The 15,897-nt window shown below is 68.0% G+C and carries 20 protein-coding genes, 1 tRNA gene and 1 pseudogene; 11 read left to right on the top strand and 11 right to left on the bottom strand.

Going from position 1 to position 15,897, the window contains the following annotated elements; all coding sequences use genetic code 11:
• Positions 1-80 precede the first annotated feature (80 nt).
• From ASG07_RS02990 to aat, 5 genes are all read left to right on the top strand, one after another.
• Positions 81-344, top strand: coding sequence for a type II toxin-antitoxin system VapB family antitoxin (locus ASG07_RS02990; protein ID WP_055841922.1), 264 nt, complete (start codon positions 81-83; stop codon positions 342-344).
• A gap of 20 nt (positions 345-364) precedes the next feature.
• Positions 365-733 (top strand): type II toxin-antitoxin system VapC family toxin, encoded by a 369-nt coding sequence (locus ASG07_RS02985; protein ID WP_201780939.1) that lies wholly within the window; start codon positions 365-367, stop codon positions 731-733.
• 41 nt (positions 734-774) lie between these two features.
• Entirely contained in the window at positions 775-2,202 is a 1,428-nt protein-coding gene (locus tag ASG07_RS02980; RefSeq protein ID WP_082474444.1) for a Y-family DNA polymerase, read from the top strand.
• 69 nt (positions 2,203-2,271) lie between these two features.
• Positions 2,272-2,652 carry a hypothetical protein gene (locus ASG07_RS02975; RefSeq protein WP_055841917.1) on the top strand — a complete coding sequence of 127 codons (381 nt, stop codon included), beginning with the start codon at positions 2,272-2,274 and terminating at the stop codon, positions 2,650-2,652.
• 84 nt (positions 2,653-2,736) lie between these two features.
• Positions 2,737-3,459 (top strand): leucyl/phenylalanyl-tRNA--protein transferase, encoded by a 723-nt coding sequence (gene aat / locus ASG07_RS16790; RefSeq protein ID WP_082474443.1) that lies wholly within the window; start codon positions 2,737-2,739, stop codon positions 3,457-3,459.
• 35 nt (positions 3,460-3,494) lie between these two features.
• On the opposite strand, the pseudogene ASG07_RS18085 reads toward aat, so the two are convergent.
• The 5 genes and pseudogenes from ASG07_RS18085 to ASG07_RS02945 all read right to left on the bottom strand — a co-directional run.
• Positions 3,495-3,728 (bottom strand): annotated as a pseudogene (locus tag ASG07_RS18085) (DUF2155 domain-containing protein); the annotation flags it as partial.
• A 206-nt stretch (positions 3,729-3,934) separates the two neighbouring features.
• Positions 3,935-4,330 carry an NADH:ubiquinone oxidoreductase subunit NDUFA12 gene (locus ASG07_RS02960; RefSeq protein WP_055841911.1) on the bottom strand — a complete coding sequence of 132 codons (396 nt, stop codon included), beginning with the start codon at positions 4,328-4,330 and terminating at the stop codon, positions 3,935-3,937.
• Between the two features lie 54 nt (positions 4,331-4,384).
• Complete coding sequence (locus ASG07_RS02955; RefSeq protein WP_055841908.1) at positions 4,385-4,864, bottom strand: DUF192 domain-containing protein; 480 nt, start codon at positions 4,862-4,864, stop codon at positions 4,385-4,387.
• Positions 4,864-5,442 carry a cold-shock protein gene (locus ASG07_RS02950; protein WP_055841905.1) on the bottom strand — a complete coding sequence of 193 codons (579 nt, stop codon included), beginning with the start codon at positions 5,440-5,442 and terminating at the stop codon, positions 4,864-4,866. The genes ASG07_RS02955 and ASG07_RS02950 overlap by 1 nt, the downstream gene beginning before the upstream one ends.
• A gap of 29 nt (positions 5,443-5,471) precedes the next feature.
• Complete coding sequence (locus tag ASG07_RS02945) at positions 5,472-5,975, bottom strand: regulatory protein RecX (RefSeq protein ID WP_055841902.1); 504 nt, start codon at positions 5,973-5,975, stop codon at positions 5,472-5,474.
• A 138-nt stretch (positions 5,976-6,113) separates the two neighbouring features.
• Here ASG07_RS02945 and ASG07_RS02940 point away from each other — a divergent pair, with 138 nt between their 5' ends.
• Positions 6,114-7,874 (top strand): fatty acyl-AMP ligase, encoded by a 1,761-nt coding sequence (locus ASG07_RS02940; protein WP_055841899.1) that lies wholly within the window; start codon positions 6,114-6,116, stop codon positions 7,872-7,874.
• A gap of 96 nt (positions 7,875-7,970) precedes the next feature.
• On the opposite strand, the gene ASG07_RS02935 is transcribed toward ASG07_RS02940, so the two are convergent.
• Positions 7,971-9,686, bottom strand: a complete 1,716-nt coding sequence (locus tag ASG07_RS02935) for an acyl-CoA dehydrogenase (RefSeq protein WP_055841896.1) — start codon at positions 9,684-9,686, stop codon at positions 7,971-7,973.
• A 40-nt stretch (positions 9,687-9,726) separates the two neighbouring features.
• On the opposite strand from ASG07_RS02935, the gene ASG07_RS02930 reads away from it, so the two are divergent.
• On the top strand, positions 9,727-10,674 hold the full coding sequence (locus ASG07_RS02930) for an L-threonylcarbamoyladenylate synthase (protein WP_055841894.1): 948 nt from the start codon (positions 9,727-9,729) through the stop codon (positions 10,672-10,674).
• 1 nt (position 10,675) lies between these two features.
• Here ASG07_RS02930 and ASG07_RS02925 read toward each other — a convergent pair whose 3' ends face one another.
• Positions 10,676-10,963, bottom strand: a complete 288-nt coding sequence (locus ASG07_RS02925) for a hypothetical protein (protein WP_055841891.1) — start codon at positions 10,961-10,963, stop codon at positions 10,676-10,678.
• A 105-nt stretch (positions 10,964-11,068) separates the two neighbouring features.
• Complete coding sequence (msrA, locus tag ASG07_RS02920) at positions 11,069-11,605, bottom strand: peptide-methionine (S)-S-oxide reductase MsrA (RefSeq protein ID WP_055841888.1); 537 nt, start codon at positions 11,603-11,605, stop codon at positions 11,069-11,071.
• 67 nt (positions 11,606-11,672) lie between these two features.
• Between msrA and galE the strand changes: the two genes are divergently transcribed.
• On the top strand, positions 11,673-12,662 hold the full coding sequence (galE, locus tag ASG07_RS02915; protein WP_055841885.1) for a UDP-glucose 4-epimerase GalE: 990 nt from the start codon (positions 11,673-11,675) through the stop codon (positions 12,660-12,662).
• Positions 12,659-13,519, top strand: coding sequence for an HpcH/HpaI aldolase/citrate lyase family protein (locus ASG07_RS02910; protein ID WP_055841883.1), 861 nt, complete (start codon positions 12,659-12,661; stop codon positions 13,517-13,519). Before galE ends, ASG07_RS02910 begins: the two co-directional genes overlap by 4 nt.
• Here ASG07_RS02910 and ASG07_RS02905 read toward each other — a convergent pair.
• Positions 13,499-14,137, bottom strand: coding sequence for a phosphatase PAP2 family protein (locus tag ASG07_RS02905; protein ID WP_055841881.1), 639 nt, complete (start codon positions 14,135-14,137; stop codon positions 13,499-13,501). The genes ASG07_RS02910 and ASG07_RS02905 overlap by 21 nt on opposite strands.
• Positions 14,138-14,261: 124 nt before the next feature.
• Here ASG07_RS02905 and ASG07_RS02900 point away from each other — a divergent pair, with 124 nt between their 5' ends.
• Together ASG07_RS02900 and ASG07_RS02895 are read left to right on the top strand one after the other, a co-directional pair.
• Positions 14,262-14,597, top strand: coding sequence for a PilZ domain-containing protein (locus tag ASG07_RS02900; protein ID WP_055841880.1), 336 nt, complete (start codon positions 14,262-14,264; stop codon positions 14,595-14,597).
• Positions 14,598-14,730: 133 nt separating this feature from the next.
• Positions 14,731-15,252, top strand: a complete 522-nt coding sequence (locus tag ASG07_RS02895; RefSeq protein ID WP_055841878.1) for a GAF domain-containing protein — start codon at positions 14,731-14,733, stop codon at positions 15,250-15,252.
• A gap of 45 nt (positions 15,253-15,297) precedes the next feature.
• Here ASG07_RS02895 and ASG07_RS02890 read toward each other — a convergent pair.
• A tRNA-Lys gene (locus ASG07_RS02890) sits at positions 15,298-15,373 on the bottom strand.
• A 25-nt stretch (positions 15,374-15,398) separates the two neighbouring features.
• Positions 15,399-15,896: a 2-amino-4-hydroxy-6-hydroxymethyldihydropteridine diphosphokinase gene (folK, locus tag ASG07_RS02885; protein ID WP_236694496.1), complete on the bottom strand. Its 498-nt coding sequence runs from the start codon at positions 15,894-15,896 to the stop codon at positions 15,399-15,401.
• Position 15,897: the final 1 nt, after the last annotated feature.

Here is a 15,897-nt window from a genome sequence, read left to right as displayed (position 1 = left end):
GCCGCCGCCGGACCCAAGCGACCGCCGCTTGATTGCGGCAAAGCTGCGATGATGGTAGAACTTTGCTGTCGGAGGTAGAAATGGGCGTTCAACTCAATATCAAGGACCCGGCCACCGTTCAGTTGGCGCGCGAACTGGCAGATCGGACGGGGCGCTCCGTTACGGAGACGATCCGGGCCGCGTTGGAGCGCGAACATGTGGTGCGGGAAGAGGAACTCGCAGTCCGCCTGTCCCGGATCAGGGAGATCGGCGCCCAAGTCGCTCGCAAGATGCCCGAAGACCTTCACGGCCTCACCGCGAAAGAGGCAATGGACACTCTGTACGATGATGGCCTGCCCGCGTGATTGTCGACACGTCGGCAGTCATGGCGATCCTTCTGGGCGAAGATGAAGCCCAAATTTTTGCCGAGGTGATCGGCCGATCCCCGGCACCGCGCTGGTCCGTCGTGTCGGCGGTCGAGTTGCAGGCGGTCCTGACCCGACGCTTTCGCGGCCTGCTGGATGAGGACGCCGCCGCCTTGATCGGCGTCCTTCGCCTCGCCCCCGCTCCGGTGACCATCGAACAATCCCGCATCGCGAGCGACGCGTATCGCAATTTCGGCATCGGCTCGGATCACCCTGCCCGCCTCAACTTCGGCGATTGCTTCGCCTACGCCCTCAGCAAATCGTCGGGCGAGCCGCTGCTGTTCAAGGGCGACGATTTCGCCGCGACGGATATCGTCCCGGCCATCTGATGCGGCTGTCCGGCGAGATGATGTTCTGGTAATGTTCCAGAATGTCCCGCGAATCGACTTGCCCTTCTCCCGCGGATGCGTCGGCGCGAAGCCTGTCGCGCACGCTGCAGGACACCCTGTCGAACGCCTCTACTTCCTCCACTTCGCTCGACCCTGCCGGCGCACCGAACCTCCCGCCCCGCCCCCTCCGCTGGCTGTTCCTCGATCTGAATTCCTACTTTGCCAGCGTCGAGCAGCAATTGCAGCCGTCGCTCCGCGGCCGCCCCGTCATCGTCGCGCCGGTCGGCACCGACACCACCGTCGCCATCGCCGCCTCGATCGAGGCGAAGCGTTACGGCATTTCGACGGGCACGCCGGTGTGGCGGGCGCGGGAACTCTGCCCGGAGGTCGTCGTCACGCCGGCCCGCCACGAACGCTATGTCGAATTCCACGACGCGATCGTCGCGGAAATCGGCCGCCACATTCCTGTCACCCGGATCTGTTCGATCGACGAGGTCGCCTGCCGCCTGCTCGACAACGAGAATGCGCGCGCCGATGCGGAGGCGCTGGCGGCGCGGATCAAGGCCGGCATCCGCGCCGCGGTGGGGGAGCGGATGACCTCCTCGATCGGGATCGCGCCCAACCGCCTGCTCGCCAAGCTCGCGTCGGACCTGATGAAACCCGATGGCCTCGTCGTCTTCGAGCAACATGATCTGCCGCACGCCCTCTACCGCCTGCGGCTGCGCGACATCAGCGGCATCGGCGAGAAGATGGAGCGGCGGCTGGCGCGCGACGGCGTGAACGACATCCGCCAGCTTTGCGAGCGGCGACCGCGCGATGCCGGGCATGCCTGGGGCGGCACCGATGGCGACCGGCTGTGGTATCTGCTCCACGGCGTCGACCTGCCCGAAAAGCCGTCTCAGCCGCGCACCGTCGGACACAGCCACGTCCTGTCGCCGCGCCATCGCGACGTCGAGGGAGCACGGCTCACCGCCCGCCGCCTCGCGTTGAAAGCCGCCAGTCGCCTTCGCCGCAAGGGGTATCGGGCGCGCGAGCTGGTGCTGCATTGCCGGTTCGAGGAGCCCGGCGTGGACGGCAAGCGCGCCAAGTGGGCCGGGCATACCCGGCTGCCGACGACGCAGGACAGCTTCGTGGTGCTCGATCATCTCGACCGGTTGCTGTTGCCGCGCCTGCTCGCGGCCGGTCGGGCGCGGCCCGGCGGGTTCCGGTTGCGGATGGTCGGCGTGACGCTGTCGGGGATCGAACCGGTGGCAGCGGAACAGGGTTCGCTCTGGGCGCATCTCGATGCCGACGATCCGCTGGCGCGGGAGACGCGCACGCTGGCGCTCAGTTGCGCGATGGACCGGATCAACCAGCGCTGGGGTCGCAACGCCGTCAGCGTGGGGCCGCTCGGCGGCGGCCGGCTCGACCGGGTCGGCACCAAGATCGCGTTCGGCCGGATTCCGGAGATCGCGGAGTTCCACGAATGAACGATGGGACAGCACGCTTGTCGGACATATCTTGACGCTAACGCTACCATCGGCGAAGCGGGCCAGGCTATGAAGAACCCCATCCTTCTCGCCGCCCCTCTCCTCGCTCTCGCCGCTTGCAACTCGCAGCCGAAGCAGCCTGAGGTGCTGGATTCCAATCCCGACCCGATGGCCAACAGCCTCGCCAACGCCGCGCCGGTCGAGCTGCCCCCCGCTATCCGTGCCGACAAGACGCTGCGCTGCGGCGACGGCTCGCTCGTGGGCGTCACCTTCTTCCAGGGTGACAAGCTGGTCAGCGTCCGCGTCCCGTCCACCGCGACGCCGGTCCGCCTGACCGCGCCCGAAGCCGGCCAGCCCTATACGGCCGACGGCGGCTGGAAGCTGACCGGCGACGAGAAGTCTGTCACCGTTACGCCGGCCGGCAAGGCCGCACTGACCTGCCACGACTGATCGGCATTTTCTTTCAACCCCTTGGGGCCGGTGGAGCGATCCGCCGGCCCTTTTCGCATCGCCACCGCCATTCTAGGATGCGCGATGACCGTGCTTGATCCCCAACTCGTTCTCGGCGCCTATTCCGTCGGGGTCTTCCCGATGGCGGACGCGCGCGATGCGGACGAGGTATATTGGGTCGAACCCCGTCGCCGCGCCATCCTGCCGCTGGACGGATTCCATCTATCGCGTTCGCTCCGCCGCCGCATTGCCGCTGACGATTTCCACGTCACCGCCGACCGCGATTTTCAGGCCACCCTGCGCCTCTGCGCCGAAAGCGCCACGGATCGCCCGGAAACGTGGATCAGCACCGCGATCGAGCGCGTCTTCCTCGACCTCCACGCCCGAGGCTACGCCCATTCCGTGGAATGCTGGCAGGGCGAGCGGCTGGTCGGCGGTCTGTACGGCCTCGCGCTGGGCCGTGCGTTCTTCGGGGAAAGCATGGTCAGCCGCGCGACCGACGCGTCGAAGGTGGCGCTGGCGTGGCTGATCGCCCGCCTGCGTGCCGGCGGCTTCACGCTGCTCGATTGTCAGTTCCAGACCTCGCACCTCGCCTCCCTCGGAGCGGTCGAGATCGATCGGGACGATTACGTCGCGTTGCTTGGCGCCGCGCTCTCTACCTCCGCGTCGTCCGCCGCATCTTCATCCGGCACCGTGGCGGGTGCCGGCGATTTCGCCGCGCTGGATCGCTTGGGAGCACTCAGGGACTCGGTATCCGCGCCCTTGTCGGGAAAGGACATCGTGCAGCTCTTGGTCCAGACATCGTAGATCGGGTGCTGCACCACGTTCAGGCCGGGCCGCTCCTTGAACAACCATCCCGAGAACGCCCGCCGCCATTTCGTATCCGACCCGCGCACGATCACCTGCGCGAAGGCACCGGTCAGCTGGTCCTGCTCCCACGGAGCGGTCCTCTCGCATGCGCGCAAGCGAATGACGACATCGCCGATCCGCGTCGCCTGACCGGGCTTCAGCGTCAATTCCCGGTTCTCTCCGTTGCGTTTGTTGAGCAGGCCGAGCACCGCCACCCGCTGCGCCATCGGCGTCCCGCCATTGGCGACCGCCGCGTCGCCCGCATCGATCGTCTCGATCCCGCTCGCTGCGGGCGGCGGACCTTCGGGTATGACCTGCCCGACGCGGTGCGCCGGCGCGAGCGTCTGCCGCTGATCGAGCGCTCGATAGCCAAACCAGCCACCGATCCCCAGCAGCGCCGCGACCAGCACCGCCGCGGCGATCCAGCGTCGGTTCACCCCTCCGGCGTCCAGGCTTCGTAGTCACCCGTCGCGGCGGCGCGGCTACCGCCCTTTTCCAGCGAACCGGACGGACGATAGGCCAGCGCCGTCCCGGTCAGGTTGGCGACCGCCGGCTTCTGCCACGGCCGCGGGGCCGGCAGCGCGCGGTCGGGCACGTCGTCGACCTGATGGTGCAGCCAGCTAAACCACGCGGGCGGAACCCGGCTGGCGTCGTTCGCACCGTTGTAGATCACCCAGCGTCGCGGATTGCCGGAAGTATCCTTGCGACCCTCGAAATAGACGTTGCCGAGCGAATCCTCGCCCATCTGCTTCATGCCGCGAAGGCCATAGAACCAGGTGCCCCACGAGGCACCGTTCCACCACGTGAACGGATTGCGATTGATGCCCATGGTCCGCCGCTTACCGCGCCTCCCGCTCGCCTTCAACCGTCACCGCATCCATCGTCACGGCTTCGGCAGCGTCCACGACACCGCATCGCCCTCGCCGATGCCCAGTTCGGCGGTGCGGCCGCCGCGCACTTCCAGCACCGCCGCGACCGGTTCTCCCGAGAATACCGGCGTTTCGGAAAAGGGTACGGTATTCTCCGCGATCCGGGCGATCGTTCCGTCGGCGCGGATATAGATGATGTCGAGCGGGCTCGGCGTATTCTTCATCCAGAAGCTCGCCTCGCGCGGGCCGCCGCCCTCCGCCGGATAGGGCGCGAACAGCATTGCGAAATCGGGGGCCAGATTGGTGCGGAACATCAGTCCCTTCGCCTGTTCCTCCTTGGTCCGGGCCAGTTCGGCGCGGAATACCTGCGTCCGGCCGTTCGCGGCGATCTTCACCGGGATCGTCGTCGCGCGCGACACCGTCGCCGCATCGCCGTCCCCGCGCGAGCATCCGGCGATCGACAGCGCGCACAACGATATCAGCGTCAGACGCATCAGGATTCCTCCTCCGCCGGATCGGCGACATCCTCGATCAGCACCGCCAGCGGTCCCTTGTCGCCGTCGACGATCCGCGCCCTTAAGGGCTGGTCCGGCTCCACCGCCATGACGCCGCCGCGGCGTAACGTCTCCATGTGCACGAACACGTCGCGACCGTCCGACAGCCGTACGAGGAAGCCATAGCCTTTCAGCCGGTTGAACCATTTGACGCTGACCGGCTCCAGCGGCCCCGCCGATTCGATCAGCGACGCGGGATCGATCCGGCCCGGCACGCCCGGCCGCCGCGGCGGCACTTCCTCGACCGCCTCGGACAGGTCGATCGTCACGATTTCCCGCGCCTGAAAACCGCGCCCGCGCTGCACCGCCATCGTCTCGACGCGCGCACCCTCAGGTAAGCTGCGGCGGCCATGCGGCTGCAACACGCTGAAATGGACCAGGATGTCCCCGATCGCCGCATCGTCGGCTACGGCGAACCCGAAACCCCGGGTCACATCGAACCATTTGATGACGCCGCCGACCGCAATAGGCTCGGCGCCACCACCGGGTTCGCCCCCCTGCTGCACGTCAACTTGCATAAGTCACCCCTGACGCGGCCTGACTAGCATCATTCATCTTCGCTGCAATGCGTCAGGTCGGCAAAACTATCCACATCGTCCTGTTCGCCGGGGGCGGAATCGACAATCGCCCGCGCCAGCGCGAAGCCGTGGCCCGCGCGGATCATCGTCGCGAGCTGCTTCTGCTTCAGCGCACGATCGGCGTCCGTCAGGGCGAACGGCCCGATCCGCTTGCGCTTCGCCAGCCGCAACGCGCTGTCGACGGTGTCCCGCGCGACCGTTGGCGCAACTGCGCTGGCATCCGCCTGCCCGACCTTCGCCGCCGCCAGCGCCTGTCGCACGCGACCTGCCCCCATGCCGCGCCGGCCGAGTGCGGAAGCCTTCGCCTCCGCCCACACCCGGTCGTCGACATAGCCCAGCTCCGCCATCCGCGCGGCGATCGCGACCGGATCGGCGGGCTCTCCATCCCATCCCCGTTCCCGGATCTTGCGCTTCAGATAATCGGCCAGCTTGCCCTGCGTGGTGGCGAACCGTTCCACATAGCGTAACGCCATGCGCTCCAGCGCAGCCGCGTCGAGGGGCGGAATGGGGCGGCCGGACCGTTGCATGGCCTTGATTGTGCCACACTGGGCCGTGAAGAGGAATGTTGGCGCGGCTCGCGCCGGACGACCAAGAGAAGGCAAGACCCGTCGATGACCGAGACGCAAACCCCGATGGACGCGCCCCAGGCGACGCCGACCGAGGATTCGCTGCCCCGCCGTTACGCGGATTTCGCCACGCTGGGTGATGCGCTGGATTACGCGGCGTCCGGTAAACGCGGGCTTAATTTTCATGACGCGCGCGGTACGCTGGTGCGCGGCTATCCGTTTTCGGAGCTGCGGGTCGATGCGCTCGCCGCCGCGCGGCGCCTGATCGCCGCCGGCATCAAGCCGGAGGATCGCGTCGCGCTGGTCGCCGAGACGTCCGCGGAGTTCGCCGCCCTGTTCTTCGGCGTCGTCTATGCCGGCGCGTGGCCTGTGCCGCTGCCGCTGCCGACCTCGTTCGGCGGGCGCGACAGCTATATCGAACAGTTGCGCGTCCAGCTGTCGAGCTGCGATCCGTCGATGTTGATCTATCCGCCGGAACTCGCCGAGATGGCGGGCGCAGCGGCCGGACTGGCGAAGACCACAGGCATCGACTGGGCGGAATTCGGTGCGCGCGACGTGCCCGACGTGGCGCTGCCCGTCGCGAGCAGCGATCAGGTCGCCTATCTGCAATATTCGAGCGGCTCGACCCGCTTCCCCCACGGCGTCGCGATCACGCACGAGGCGTTGCTGAACAACCTCGCCGCGCACAGCCACGGCATGCAGATCGACGGCACCGATCGCTGCATCAGCTGGCTGCCCTGGTATCACGACATGGGCCTCGTCGGCTGCTTCCTGTCGCCGGTCGCCAATCAGGTATCGACAGACTATCTGAAGACGGAGGATTTCGCCCGCCGTCCGCTGGCGTGGCTCGACCTCATCAGCCGTCACAAGGGCACCGCGCTCAGCTATTCGCCGACCTTCGGCTACGACATCTGCGCACGTCGGATGTCGTCGCAGACCAAGGCGTCGGACCGGTTCGACCTGTCGCGCTGGCGCGTGGCCGGTAACGGCGCCGACATGATCCGCCCCGACGTCATGCAGTCGTTCGTCGACGCGTTCGCCGATGCCGGGTTCAAGGCGTCGGCGTTCCTCCCCAGCTACGGGCTGGCGGAAGCGACTTTGGCCGTGTCGATCATGCCGCCGGGCGAGGGTATCCGCGTCGAGCTCGTCGAGGAGACCGAACTGTCCGGCACACACGACAACGGCGCCAACGACAATGGCCGGCCGCAGCGGTTCCGCGCGATCGTCAATTGCGGCAAGCCCGTGCGCGACATGGTCGTGGAGATCCGTCAGGAGAACGGCACGCCCCTGCCCGATCGTGCGATCGGCAAGGTTTGGTGCAAGGGTCCGTCGGTGATGGTCGGTTATTTTCGCGATCCCGCCGCGACCGAGGCGTGCATGCAGGACGGCTGGCTCGACACCGGCGACATGGGCTATCTGTCGGACGGCTACGTTTATATCGTGGGCCGTGCCAAGGACATGATTATCGTCAATGGCAAGAACCACTGGCCGCAGGACATCGAATGGGCCGTGGAGCAGATTCCCGGCTTCAAGGCCGGCGACATCGCGGCCTTCGCGATCACTACACCGGGCGGTGAGGAGACCCCCGCCGTTCTCGTCCAGTGCCGCAGCAGCGACGACGCCGAACGCACGCGCCTGCGCGACGCGATTCGAGAGCGGGTCCGCTCGGTCACCGGCATGAACTGCGTCGTGGAACTGATTCCGCCACGTACCCTTCCGCGGACCAGTTCGGGCAAGCTCAGCCGCGCCAAGGCCCGCAACCTGTATCTGGCGGGCGAGATCAAGCCCTACGACATCGCCGCCTGAGGCGGTTCGCTCGGGACTTCGCTCCATCGCGATCGTCCTGTGTCACGGTCATGCCGGGCTCGTCCCGGCATGATGAACGGTGATCGCTAACGCGATCTAGGCCGCGAACAGCTCCGCCGGCACCGCATACAGCGTATCCGCCGACGCATTCGCGGCCGCTACCAGCCCAAGCGCCTCCGGCACGATCTGCTCCAGATAGAAGCGCACGCTGGCGCGCTTCATCCGCGCGAAATCGTCGTCGCCGGTCGCCGCGGCGGCTTCGCGTTCCATCAACCAGCCACAGGTGGCGACCGACAGCATCGTCAGAAACGGATAGCTCGCGGCCAGCCGGTCGTCCGCATCCGCCGTCGCGAGCCGGCGACCCGCCTCGTCGCAGGCCGCGATCAGGTCGACCAGCCCCGCCGCATCCGCATCGCCACGCATCTCCACGATCAGGGCCGCAAACACTCCGCCATTCTCCAGCCCCAGCTTGCGCCCGACCAGATCGGCGGCCTGGATGCCGTTCGTCCCCTCGTAGATCGGCGTGATCCGCGCATCGCGAAAGAAGCGCGCCGCGCCCGTCTCCTCGATATAGCCCATGCCGCCATGCACCTGGATGCCGATGCTCGCGACCTCGTTGCCGATGTCGGTCGCGTGTGCCTTGGCCAGCGGCGTGACGAGTTCCAGCCGGCCTTTCGCCGCCGCATCGCCCAGATTGGCGCGATCGACCTGACCGGCGGCGTAATAGACCAGCGCCCGCGCCGCCTGCGTCTGCGCCTTCATCCGCAGCAGCATACGGCGCACATCGGGATGATCGACGATGCGGACCGGTGCCTTGTCCGGTGATCCCGCGCGCGCCGACTGGATGCGGTCCAGCGCATAGGCGACCGCCGCCTGCGTCGCGCCCTCGGCGATCTGGACGCCCTGCAGGCCGACGTTGAGGCGCGCATTGTTCATCATCGTGAACATCGCGCGCATCCCGCCATGTTCCGGCCCGATCAGCTCGCCTATGCAATCGTCATGGTCGCCGAACGACAGCACGCAGGTCGGCGAGGCGTGAAGTCCCATCTTGTGTTCGATCGACACCACGCGGACGTCGTTGAAGTCGGCCGGCGTCCCATCCGCATCCAGCCGGTATTTGGGCACCAGAAATAGCGAAATACCGCGCGTTCCCGGCGGGGCGTCGGGGGTGCGCGCCAGGACGAGGTGGACGATGTTGGGGGCCATGTCATGGTCGCCGAACGAGATGTAGATCTTCGTCCCCTTGATCGACCAGCGGCCATCGCCGCGCGCCGTCGCCATCGTCCGCAGCGCACCGACATCGCTGCCGGCCTGCGGCTCGGTCAGGTTCATCGTGCCGGTCCACTCGCCGGTCGCCAGATGCGGCAGGTACAAAGCCTGTTGTTCGGGCGAGCCGTGATGCTGGATCGCCTCGATCGCGCCGACGGTCAGGGTCGGGCACAGCGCGAAGCCCGTGTCCGCTCCCCCCAGCGTCTCCAGCACCGCCGTCTGGAGCGCGAAGGGCAACCCCTGCCCACCCCATCGCTCGGGCGCCCCGATCGTCCCCCAACCGCCCTCGACATAGGCGCGATACGCTTCGGGATAGCCCGCCGGCATGACCACGCCGTCCGCCGTCCAAGTCGCGCCGACGGTGTCGCCGGTCTTCGCCAGCGGCGCCCACTCCCCCTCCGCGAATTGCCCGGCCCCCTCCAGCACCGCATCGACCACATCCTCGCTGGCGGCCGAGAACCGGTCCGTGGCAGCCAGTTCCAACAGGCCGACGACATGGTCTAGGACGAAGCGCTGTTCCGCGACGGGAGCTGCGAAGGCCAAGGTTTCTCTCCTGTGTTTGCCCCGGCTATAGCCAACTGCGATGACCGCTCCAAACGCCTCGATCTTCCCCTACGGCCCGGCGGCGATCGCGGCGGCGGGGGCGGCGATTCGAGCCGGCGGGATCGTCGCGGTACCGACCGAGACGGTTTACGGGCTCGCTGCCGACGCCGCCGATTCGGCCGCCGTCGCGCGCATCTATGCGGCCAAGGGTCGGCCCGCGTTCAACCCCCTGATCGTGCACGTGCCGGACATGGCGGCGGCGGAGGCGCTTGCGGTGTTCGGCGACGACGACCGCGCGCTGGCGACGGCGTTCTGGCCGGGACCGCTGACGCTGGTGCTGCCGTTGCGACCCGGCGCGCCGGTCGCGTCGATCGTCACCGCCGGTCTGGCGACCGTCGCGATCAGAGTGCCCGCGCATCGGGCGATGCAGGCGCTGCTCCACGCGAGCGGCCGTGCGCTGGCCGCCCCATCCGCCAATCGCAGCAACGGAATAAGCCCGACGCGGGCGGAGCATGTGGTCGCCAGTCTGGGTGATGCGGTACCGCTCGTCATCGACGACGGTGCGTGCGCGGCGGGTCTGGAATCGACGATCGTCTTCGGCCGAACGATCCTCCGGCCGGGGCCGGTCACGTCGGCGGAGATACTGGCGGCCCTGGGATCATCCGGACCAACCGATGTCGGACTGCGGCCGGCGGTACGGCGGGAGGTCATCGCACCGGGCCAGCTCGCGACCCACTACGCCCCGTCCAAGCCCCTGCGCCTCGATGCCATGACTGCCGCGCCAGACGAATGGCTGATCGGCTTCGGCGCGATCCCTGGAGACGAGACATTGTCCGCATGCGGTGACCCCGTCGAGGCGGCCGCCCGTTTGTTCGACGCCCTCCACCGGGCGGACGCCGGCAGCAAACCTCGTATCGCCGTCGCACCGATCCCGGCCGATGGTGTCGGCGAGGCGATCAATGATCGCCTCGCCCGGGCCGCAACGTAGCCTAGCGGACCGCCGCCGCCTCGTTCGCGACGATGTCCGCCTTACGCTCCGGCGACATCGCCGCGGCATTCACGTCCGCCGCGTCGATCGCCTCTGCGCGGTCCTCGCCGACATCGCGCGTCCGCTCGGCTCGCTCCTGAAGGTTATCGGCCATGGCCTCCAGCGAGTCGGCGCGGTTGTCGGCGGCATCCTCCACCCGCTCGGCCAGCTTGTCGTCGCCCTTGCCGCCACAGGCTGCGAGGGGAAGGGCCAGAAGCGACAGGCAGGCAAGCGAGAGGATGGCTTTCATTTGATATTCCCTGTTGGCATCGCTCCGGGTCCGGAACGGTCGCCACCAGCGCTCATGGCGCGCGTTCGTTCCGTGACGAAAACGCCTTTCCTCGAACGCCTGTCGTCAAACACCGACCGCGCGCGACCGCGCCGCGAAGCTCTTGCGCAATTTCTGCAGCTTCGGCGGGATCACTGCCATGCAATACGGATTGGAGCGCCCCGACGTCTCCCAGTAATCCTGATGATAGCCCTCGGCCGGATACCAGGTCGTCATCGGCTCGATCGTCGTGACGATCCGGCCGCCGGTTGCACCCGCCCGCTCGATCGCGGCGCGTGCTTCCGCTTCCTGCGCCTCGTCGGCGGGGAAGATCGCCGACCGGTACTGCGTCCCGACATCGTTGCCCTGCCGGTTCAGCTGCGTCGGATCGTGCGTCGCGAAGAAGATGTCGAGCAGATCGGCATAGCGGAGCTGGTCGGGATCATAGCCGACCCGGATCGCCTCCGCATGGCCGGTATCGCCACCGCAGACCTGTTTATACGTCGGATCGGGCACGTGCCCGCCGATATATCCGCTCTCGACGCTCTCGACGCCGATCACGTCCTTGAATACCGCTTCCGTGCACCAGAAGCATCCACCGGCCAGCGTGGCATATTCGGTCATTATAGTCTCCTTTGCTCCCCAGATAGGAAGCCGCTAGGGCGCGAGAAAGGGCACAAGGGGAACGACGATGGCAGTAATGGTAACGGGCGGAGCGGGTTACATCGGCAGCCATACGGTACTGGCGCTGCTCGATGCGGGGACGGACGTCGTCGTGGTCGACAATCTCGTCACCGGGTTCGACTGGGCGGTGGACGAGCGCGCGACGCTGGTCGAGTGCGACGTGTCCGACGAGGGCCGGGTGCGCGCCGCGATCCGCGGGCACGACATCGACGCCATCCTGCATTTCGCGGGTTCGGTAGTGGTCCCCGAATCGGTCAGCGACCCGCTCAAATACTATCGCAACAACACCGCCGCTTCCCGCTCGCTGATCGAGAGCGCGGTGACCGAGGGGGTGAAGCACTTCATCTTCTCCTCCACCGCCGCAACCTATGGCACGCCCGAAAAGGTGCCGGTGGCGGAGGGCGACCCGACCGTGCCGATCAATCCCTATGGCATGTCGAAGCTGATGACGGAGGCGATGCTGCGCGACGTGGCGGCGGCCCACCCGATGAACTATGCCGCGTTGCGCTACTTCAACGTCGCGGGCGCAGACCCGCAGGGGCGGTCCGGCCAGTCGACCGCCGGCGCGACGCACCTCATCAAGGTGGCCGTGGAAGCGGCGACGGGCAAGCGTGACGGCGTCGGCGTGTTCGGCACTGACTTCCCCACGGTCGATGGCACCGGCGTGCGCGACTATATCCATGTCAGCGATCTGGCCGCGGCGCATGTCGCGGCGTTGACGCTGTTGCGTGGCGAGCCGACACGCAGCCACACGCTGAACTGCGGGTACGGCCGTGGCTTCTCCGTCAATCAGGTGCTCGATGCCGTCGACCGCGTGACGAACGTGACGATCGAACGCCGTTACGAGGGCCGCCGCGCGGGCGACCCGGCCGAACTGGTCGCGGACAACAGCGCCATTCTGGCCGCGACCGACTGGCGGCCGGAGCGTGACGATCTCGACCTGATCGTGCGCGACGCACTGGCATGGGAACGCGCGCTGGCCGAGCGTCGGGGATGAGGCTGCGGTCGCTGCTGTTCGTGCCCGGCGACCGGCCGGACCGGATGGAGAAGGCGCTGGATCTGGGCGCCGATGCGCTGATCCTCGATCTGGAGGATGCGGTCGCGCCACCCGCGCGACCGATGGCGCGGGTCGCGGTGGCCGATTTCGTGACGCGGCGGCGGGGTGCCGGCCCCGCGCTGTTCGTGCGGATCAATCCGCTGAGCGGCGCGCTGGACGGCCCAATGGACGGCCACGAGGCGGCGCTCGACCTGGATGCGTTGGCCGGCGCGGTCCCGGACGGCGTCGTGCTGCCCAAGGCGGAGGGGGCGGACGGCGTCCTCCGTCTGGCCGAGCGACTGCCCGGCACGCCGATCCTGCCGATCGCGACCGAGACGCCGGCGGCGATGTTCCGGCTGGGCGATTACGCGCAGGTGGCTGGTCATCTGGCGGGGCTGACCTGGGGAGCGGAGGATCTGCCCGCCGCCATCGGCGCAACGACGTCGCGGGACGCGGACGGGAGCTATACTGCGCCCTATCAGCTGGCGCGCTCGCTGACGCTGTTCGGGGCGCATGCGGCCGGCGTGGCGGCGATCGAGACGGTCTATCCCGATTTCCGCGATCTGAACGGGCTGGCCGCCTATGCCGCGCGCGGGCGGCGGGACGGCTTCACGGGCATGATGGCGATCCATCCCGCGCAGGTTCCCGTCATCAACGCCGCCTTCTCCCCCACACCCGACGAGGTGGCGCGGGCGCAGGCGATCGTCGCCCTGTTCGCGGCGAATCCGGGCGCGGGCGCCTTGCAACTCGACGGGCGGATGGTCGATGCGCCGCATCTGAAGGCGGCGCGACGGCTGCTATCGCTCGCCGCCGATTGAGGCGCGGATGCGGGCGGTGGCCCACCAGCCGGCAAGCGCCCACAGGGTGCCGAAGCTCCACCCCGCCATAACGTCCGATGGCCAGTGCACGCCCAGATACACGCGGCTGAGCCCGATCGCGCCGACCAGCACCAGCGCGACCGTCATCAGGTAGCGGCGCACCGCCGGCTCCGGCGCGACCTGGCTCGCGACGGCGGCCAGCGTCAGATAGACGATGGCGCTGTTCGCGGCATGCGCGCTCGGGAAGCTGGCGCTGGATACCGGAACGAGGTGTGCGACCACGTCGGGCCGCGCGCGGCCGACGATGTCCTTCACCAGACCGACGATCCATGCTCCGGACGCGCAGGCGACGACGATCGCCGACGCCGTCAGCCACAGTCGCCGGACCAGCAGGAATCCCGCTACGAGCGCCACCGCCAGCGTCAGCACGGTTCCCCCACCCAGCGCCGTCAGGTCGACCGCCACCTTGCCCAGCCAGCGCGGCCCTCCCCATGCCCGCAATCCGGTCAGGATCGTCGGGTCCCAAGCCATCGGCCAGCGACCGAGTATCGTGGCCGCCGCCAGCAACAGCGCCACCGCGACGGACGCGATCGCCGCGCCGGCGAGTATCGGCGGCATCGGTCGGCGGGTGGATCGGGGCAGCGGTCGATCCGCGGACCGATGCGAAAGCGGTTTAGCATTCATTTACGATGTTTGTCCTACCCTCATCCACCATGATCGGACAACTTTCGGGACCCCGTCGATGATCCACGACCGCATCGCATCTCATCCGGAGCCGCAACGGGACGGGCGTGGGGCGCTCCGCATCCCGGTGCGGTTGAAATCCACCATCTGCAGTTCCGCGGTGCGCAAGGTCAAAGCCGATCTGGTCGACCTGTCGACCGGCGGTTGCCGCCTCGCGACCGGCCTGTACATGTCCGATGGCGCGCACCTGACCCTGGCCATCCCCACGCTGGAACCCGTCGGCGCACGGGTCCGGTGGTGTCATCATCTGGGCATGGGGCTGGAATTCCTGCGTCCGCTTCATCCGCTGATCGTGCAACGACTGGCGGGGCTGAGCATGGCCGCCCTGCACTGATCCCGTACGACCCGGCCATCCACCAGATCATCGCGAACGATGGACCCAATCTCGTTGCGATACCGTTTGCTGCCAATTGCGTGGCATGCAACCAAATTGGTCTGGCGCGCGCATTGCAGACTGGGAGCGGACCGTGGGCATTACATTCTACACCCCGCCGCCGGAGCCGAACGACGAGCCCGATCGGGCGCGCGCCGTGGTCGCGTCGGGGGCACTGGAGGTCATCGACGATCCCGAACTGAACGCGCTGGTCGAGCGTGCCCGCGCGTTGCTCGGCACGTCGATGGCGGCGGTATCGATCGTGCACGAGGAATGGCAGTATCTCATCGCCGCCGTCGGGCTGAAGCCTGGCGTCTATGGCCGGCGCACCTCCTTCTGCGGCCATGCGGTGGCCGGCCAGAGCGATATGTTCCTTGTCCCGGACGCGGGCGTGGACCCCCGCTTCGCGGGCAATCCGGCGGTCGTGGACGGCATGTTGCGCTTTTACGTCGGCGCGGTGTTGCGCAACGACGACGGCCAGCCTCTGGGTGCACTCTGCGCGTTCGATCCGTTGCCCCGCACCAGCCTGACGCCGCGTCAGGAACAGCAATTCCGCGAATTGTCACGCACCGTCATGAAGCGGGTCGCGGAATTGCGCGAACTGGTCAACGGCTGAGGCATCCACCTGTCGCGACGTCCGGGCGGACCGCGGCGGAAGCGATGGTGGGTCCGCCGGGGCTCGAACCCGGGACCTCTCGATTAAAAGTCGCTTGCTCTACCGACTGAGCTACGGACCCCGGCCATCGCGTGCCGGGGTGGCACCTAGGTCGATGGTCGGCGGCGGTCAACCAGCGACGACATCTGGCGTATCGTTCTGCCCGATCGGGGATCGCGCCAATCCGGCACGATCGCGGCGAGCGGCGTCAGGACGAACCCCCGTTGCGCCCAGAATGCGTGCGGGATCGACAGCGCGCGACTTCGCCACACGCCGCCCGACCATAGCACGATATCGATGTCGATCACGCGCGCGCCCCACCGCCGGCCAGCGCGCCGCCCCATCGCGCGTTCGATCCGCTTCAGCCGGGCGAGCAGCGTCGGCGGCGACTCCGCGGTTTCGATCAGCGCTGCGGCATTGGCGAAGCGGCGGATCGAGGGGCCGATCGGCGCGGTGACGATGATCGGAGAGACGGCACGCACCTCGCCGATCCGCTCCAGCGCAGCATCGATCGCCTCCCTGGGGCTGCCATGACGGCCGCGCCGGTTCGATCCGAGCGCAATGACATAGATGAAACGGGGCGTTGCCGGGGACACCACGCCCACC

It is taken from the genome of Sphingomonas sp. Leaf343, from assembly GCF_001423765.1.
GTDB lineage: Bacteria > Pseudomonadota > Alphaproteobacteria > Sphingomonadales > Sphingomonadaceae > Sphingomonas.
Note: the sequence above shows the minus strand (reverse complement) of the source record. Positions and strands in the feature narration are given on the sequence as shown.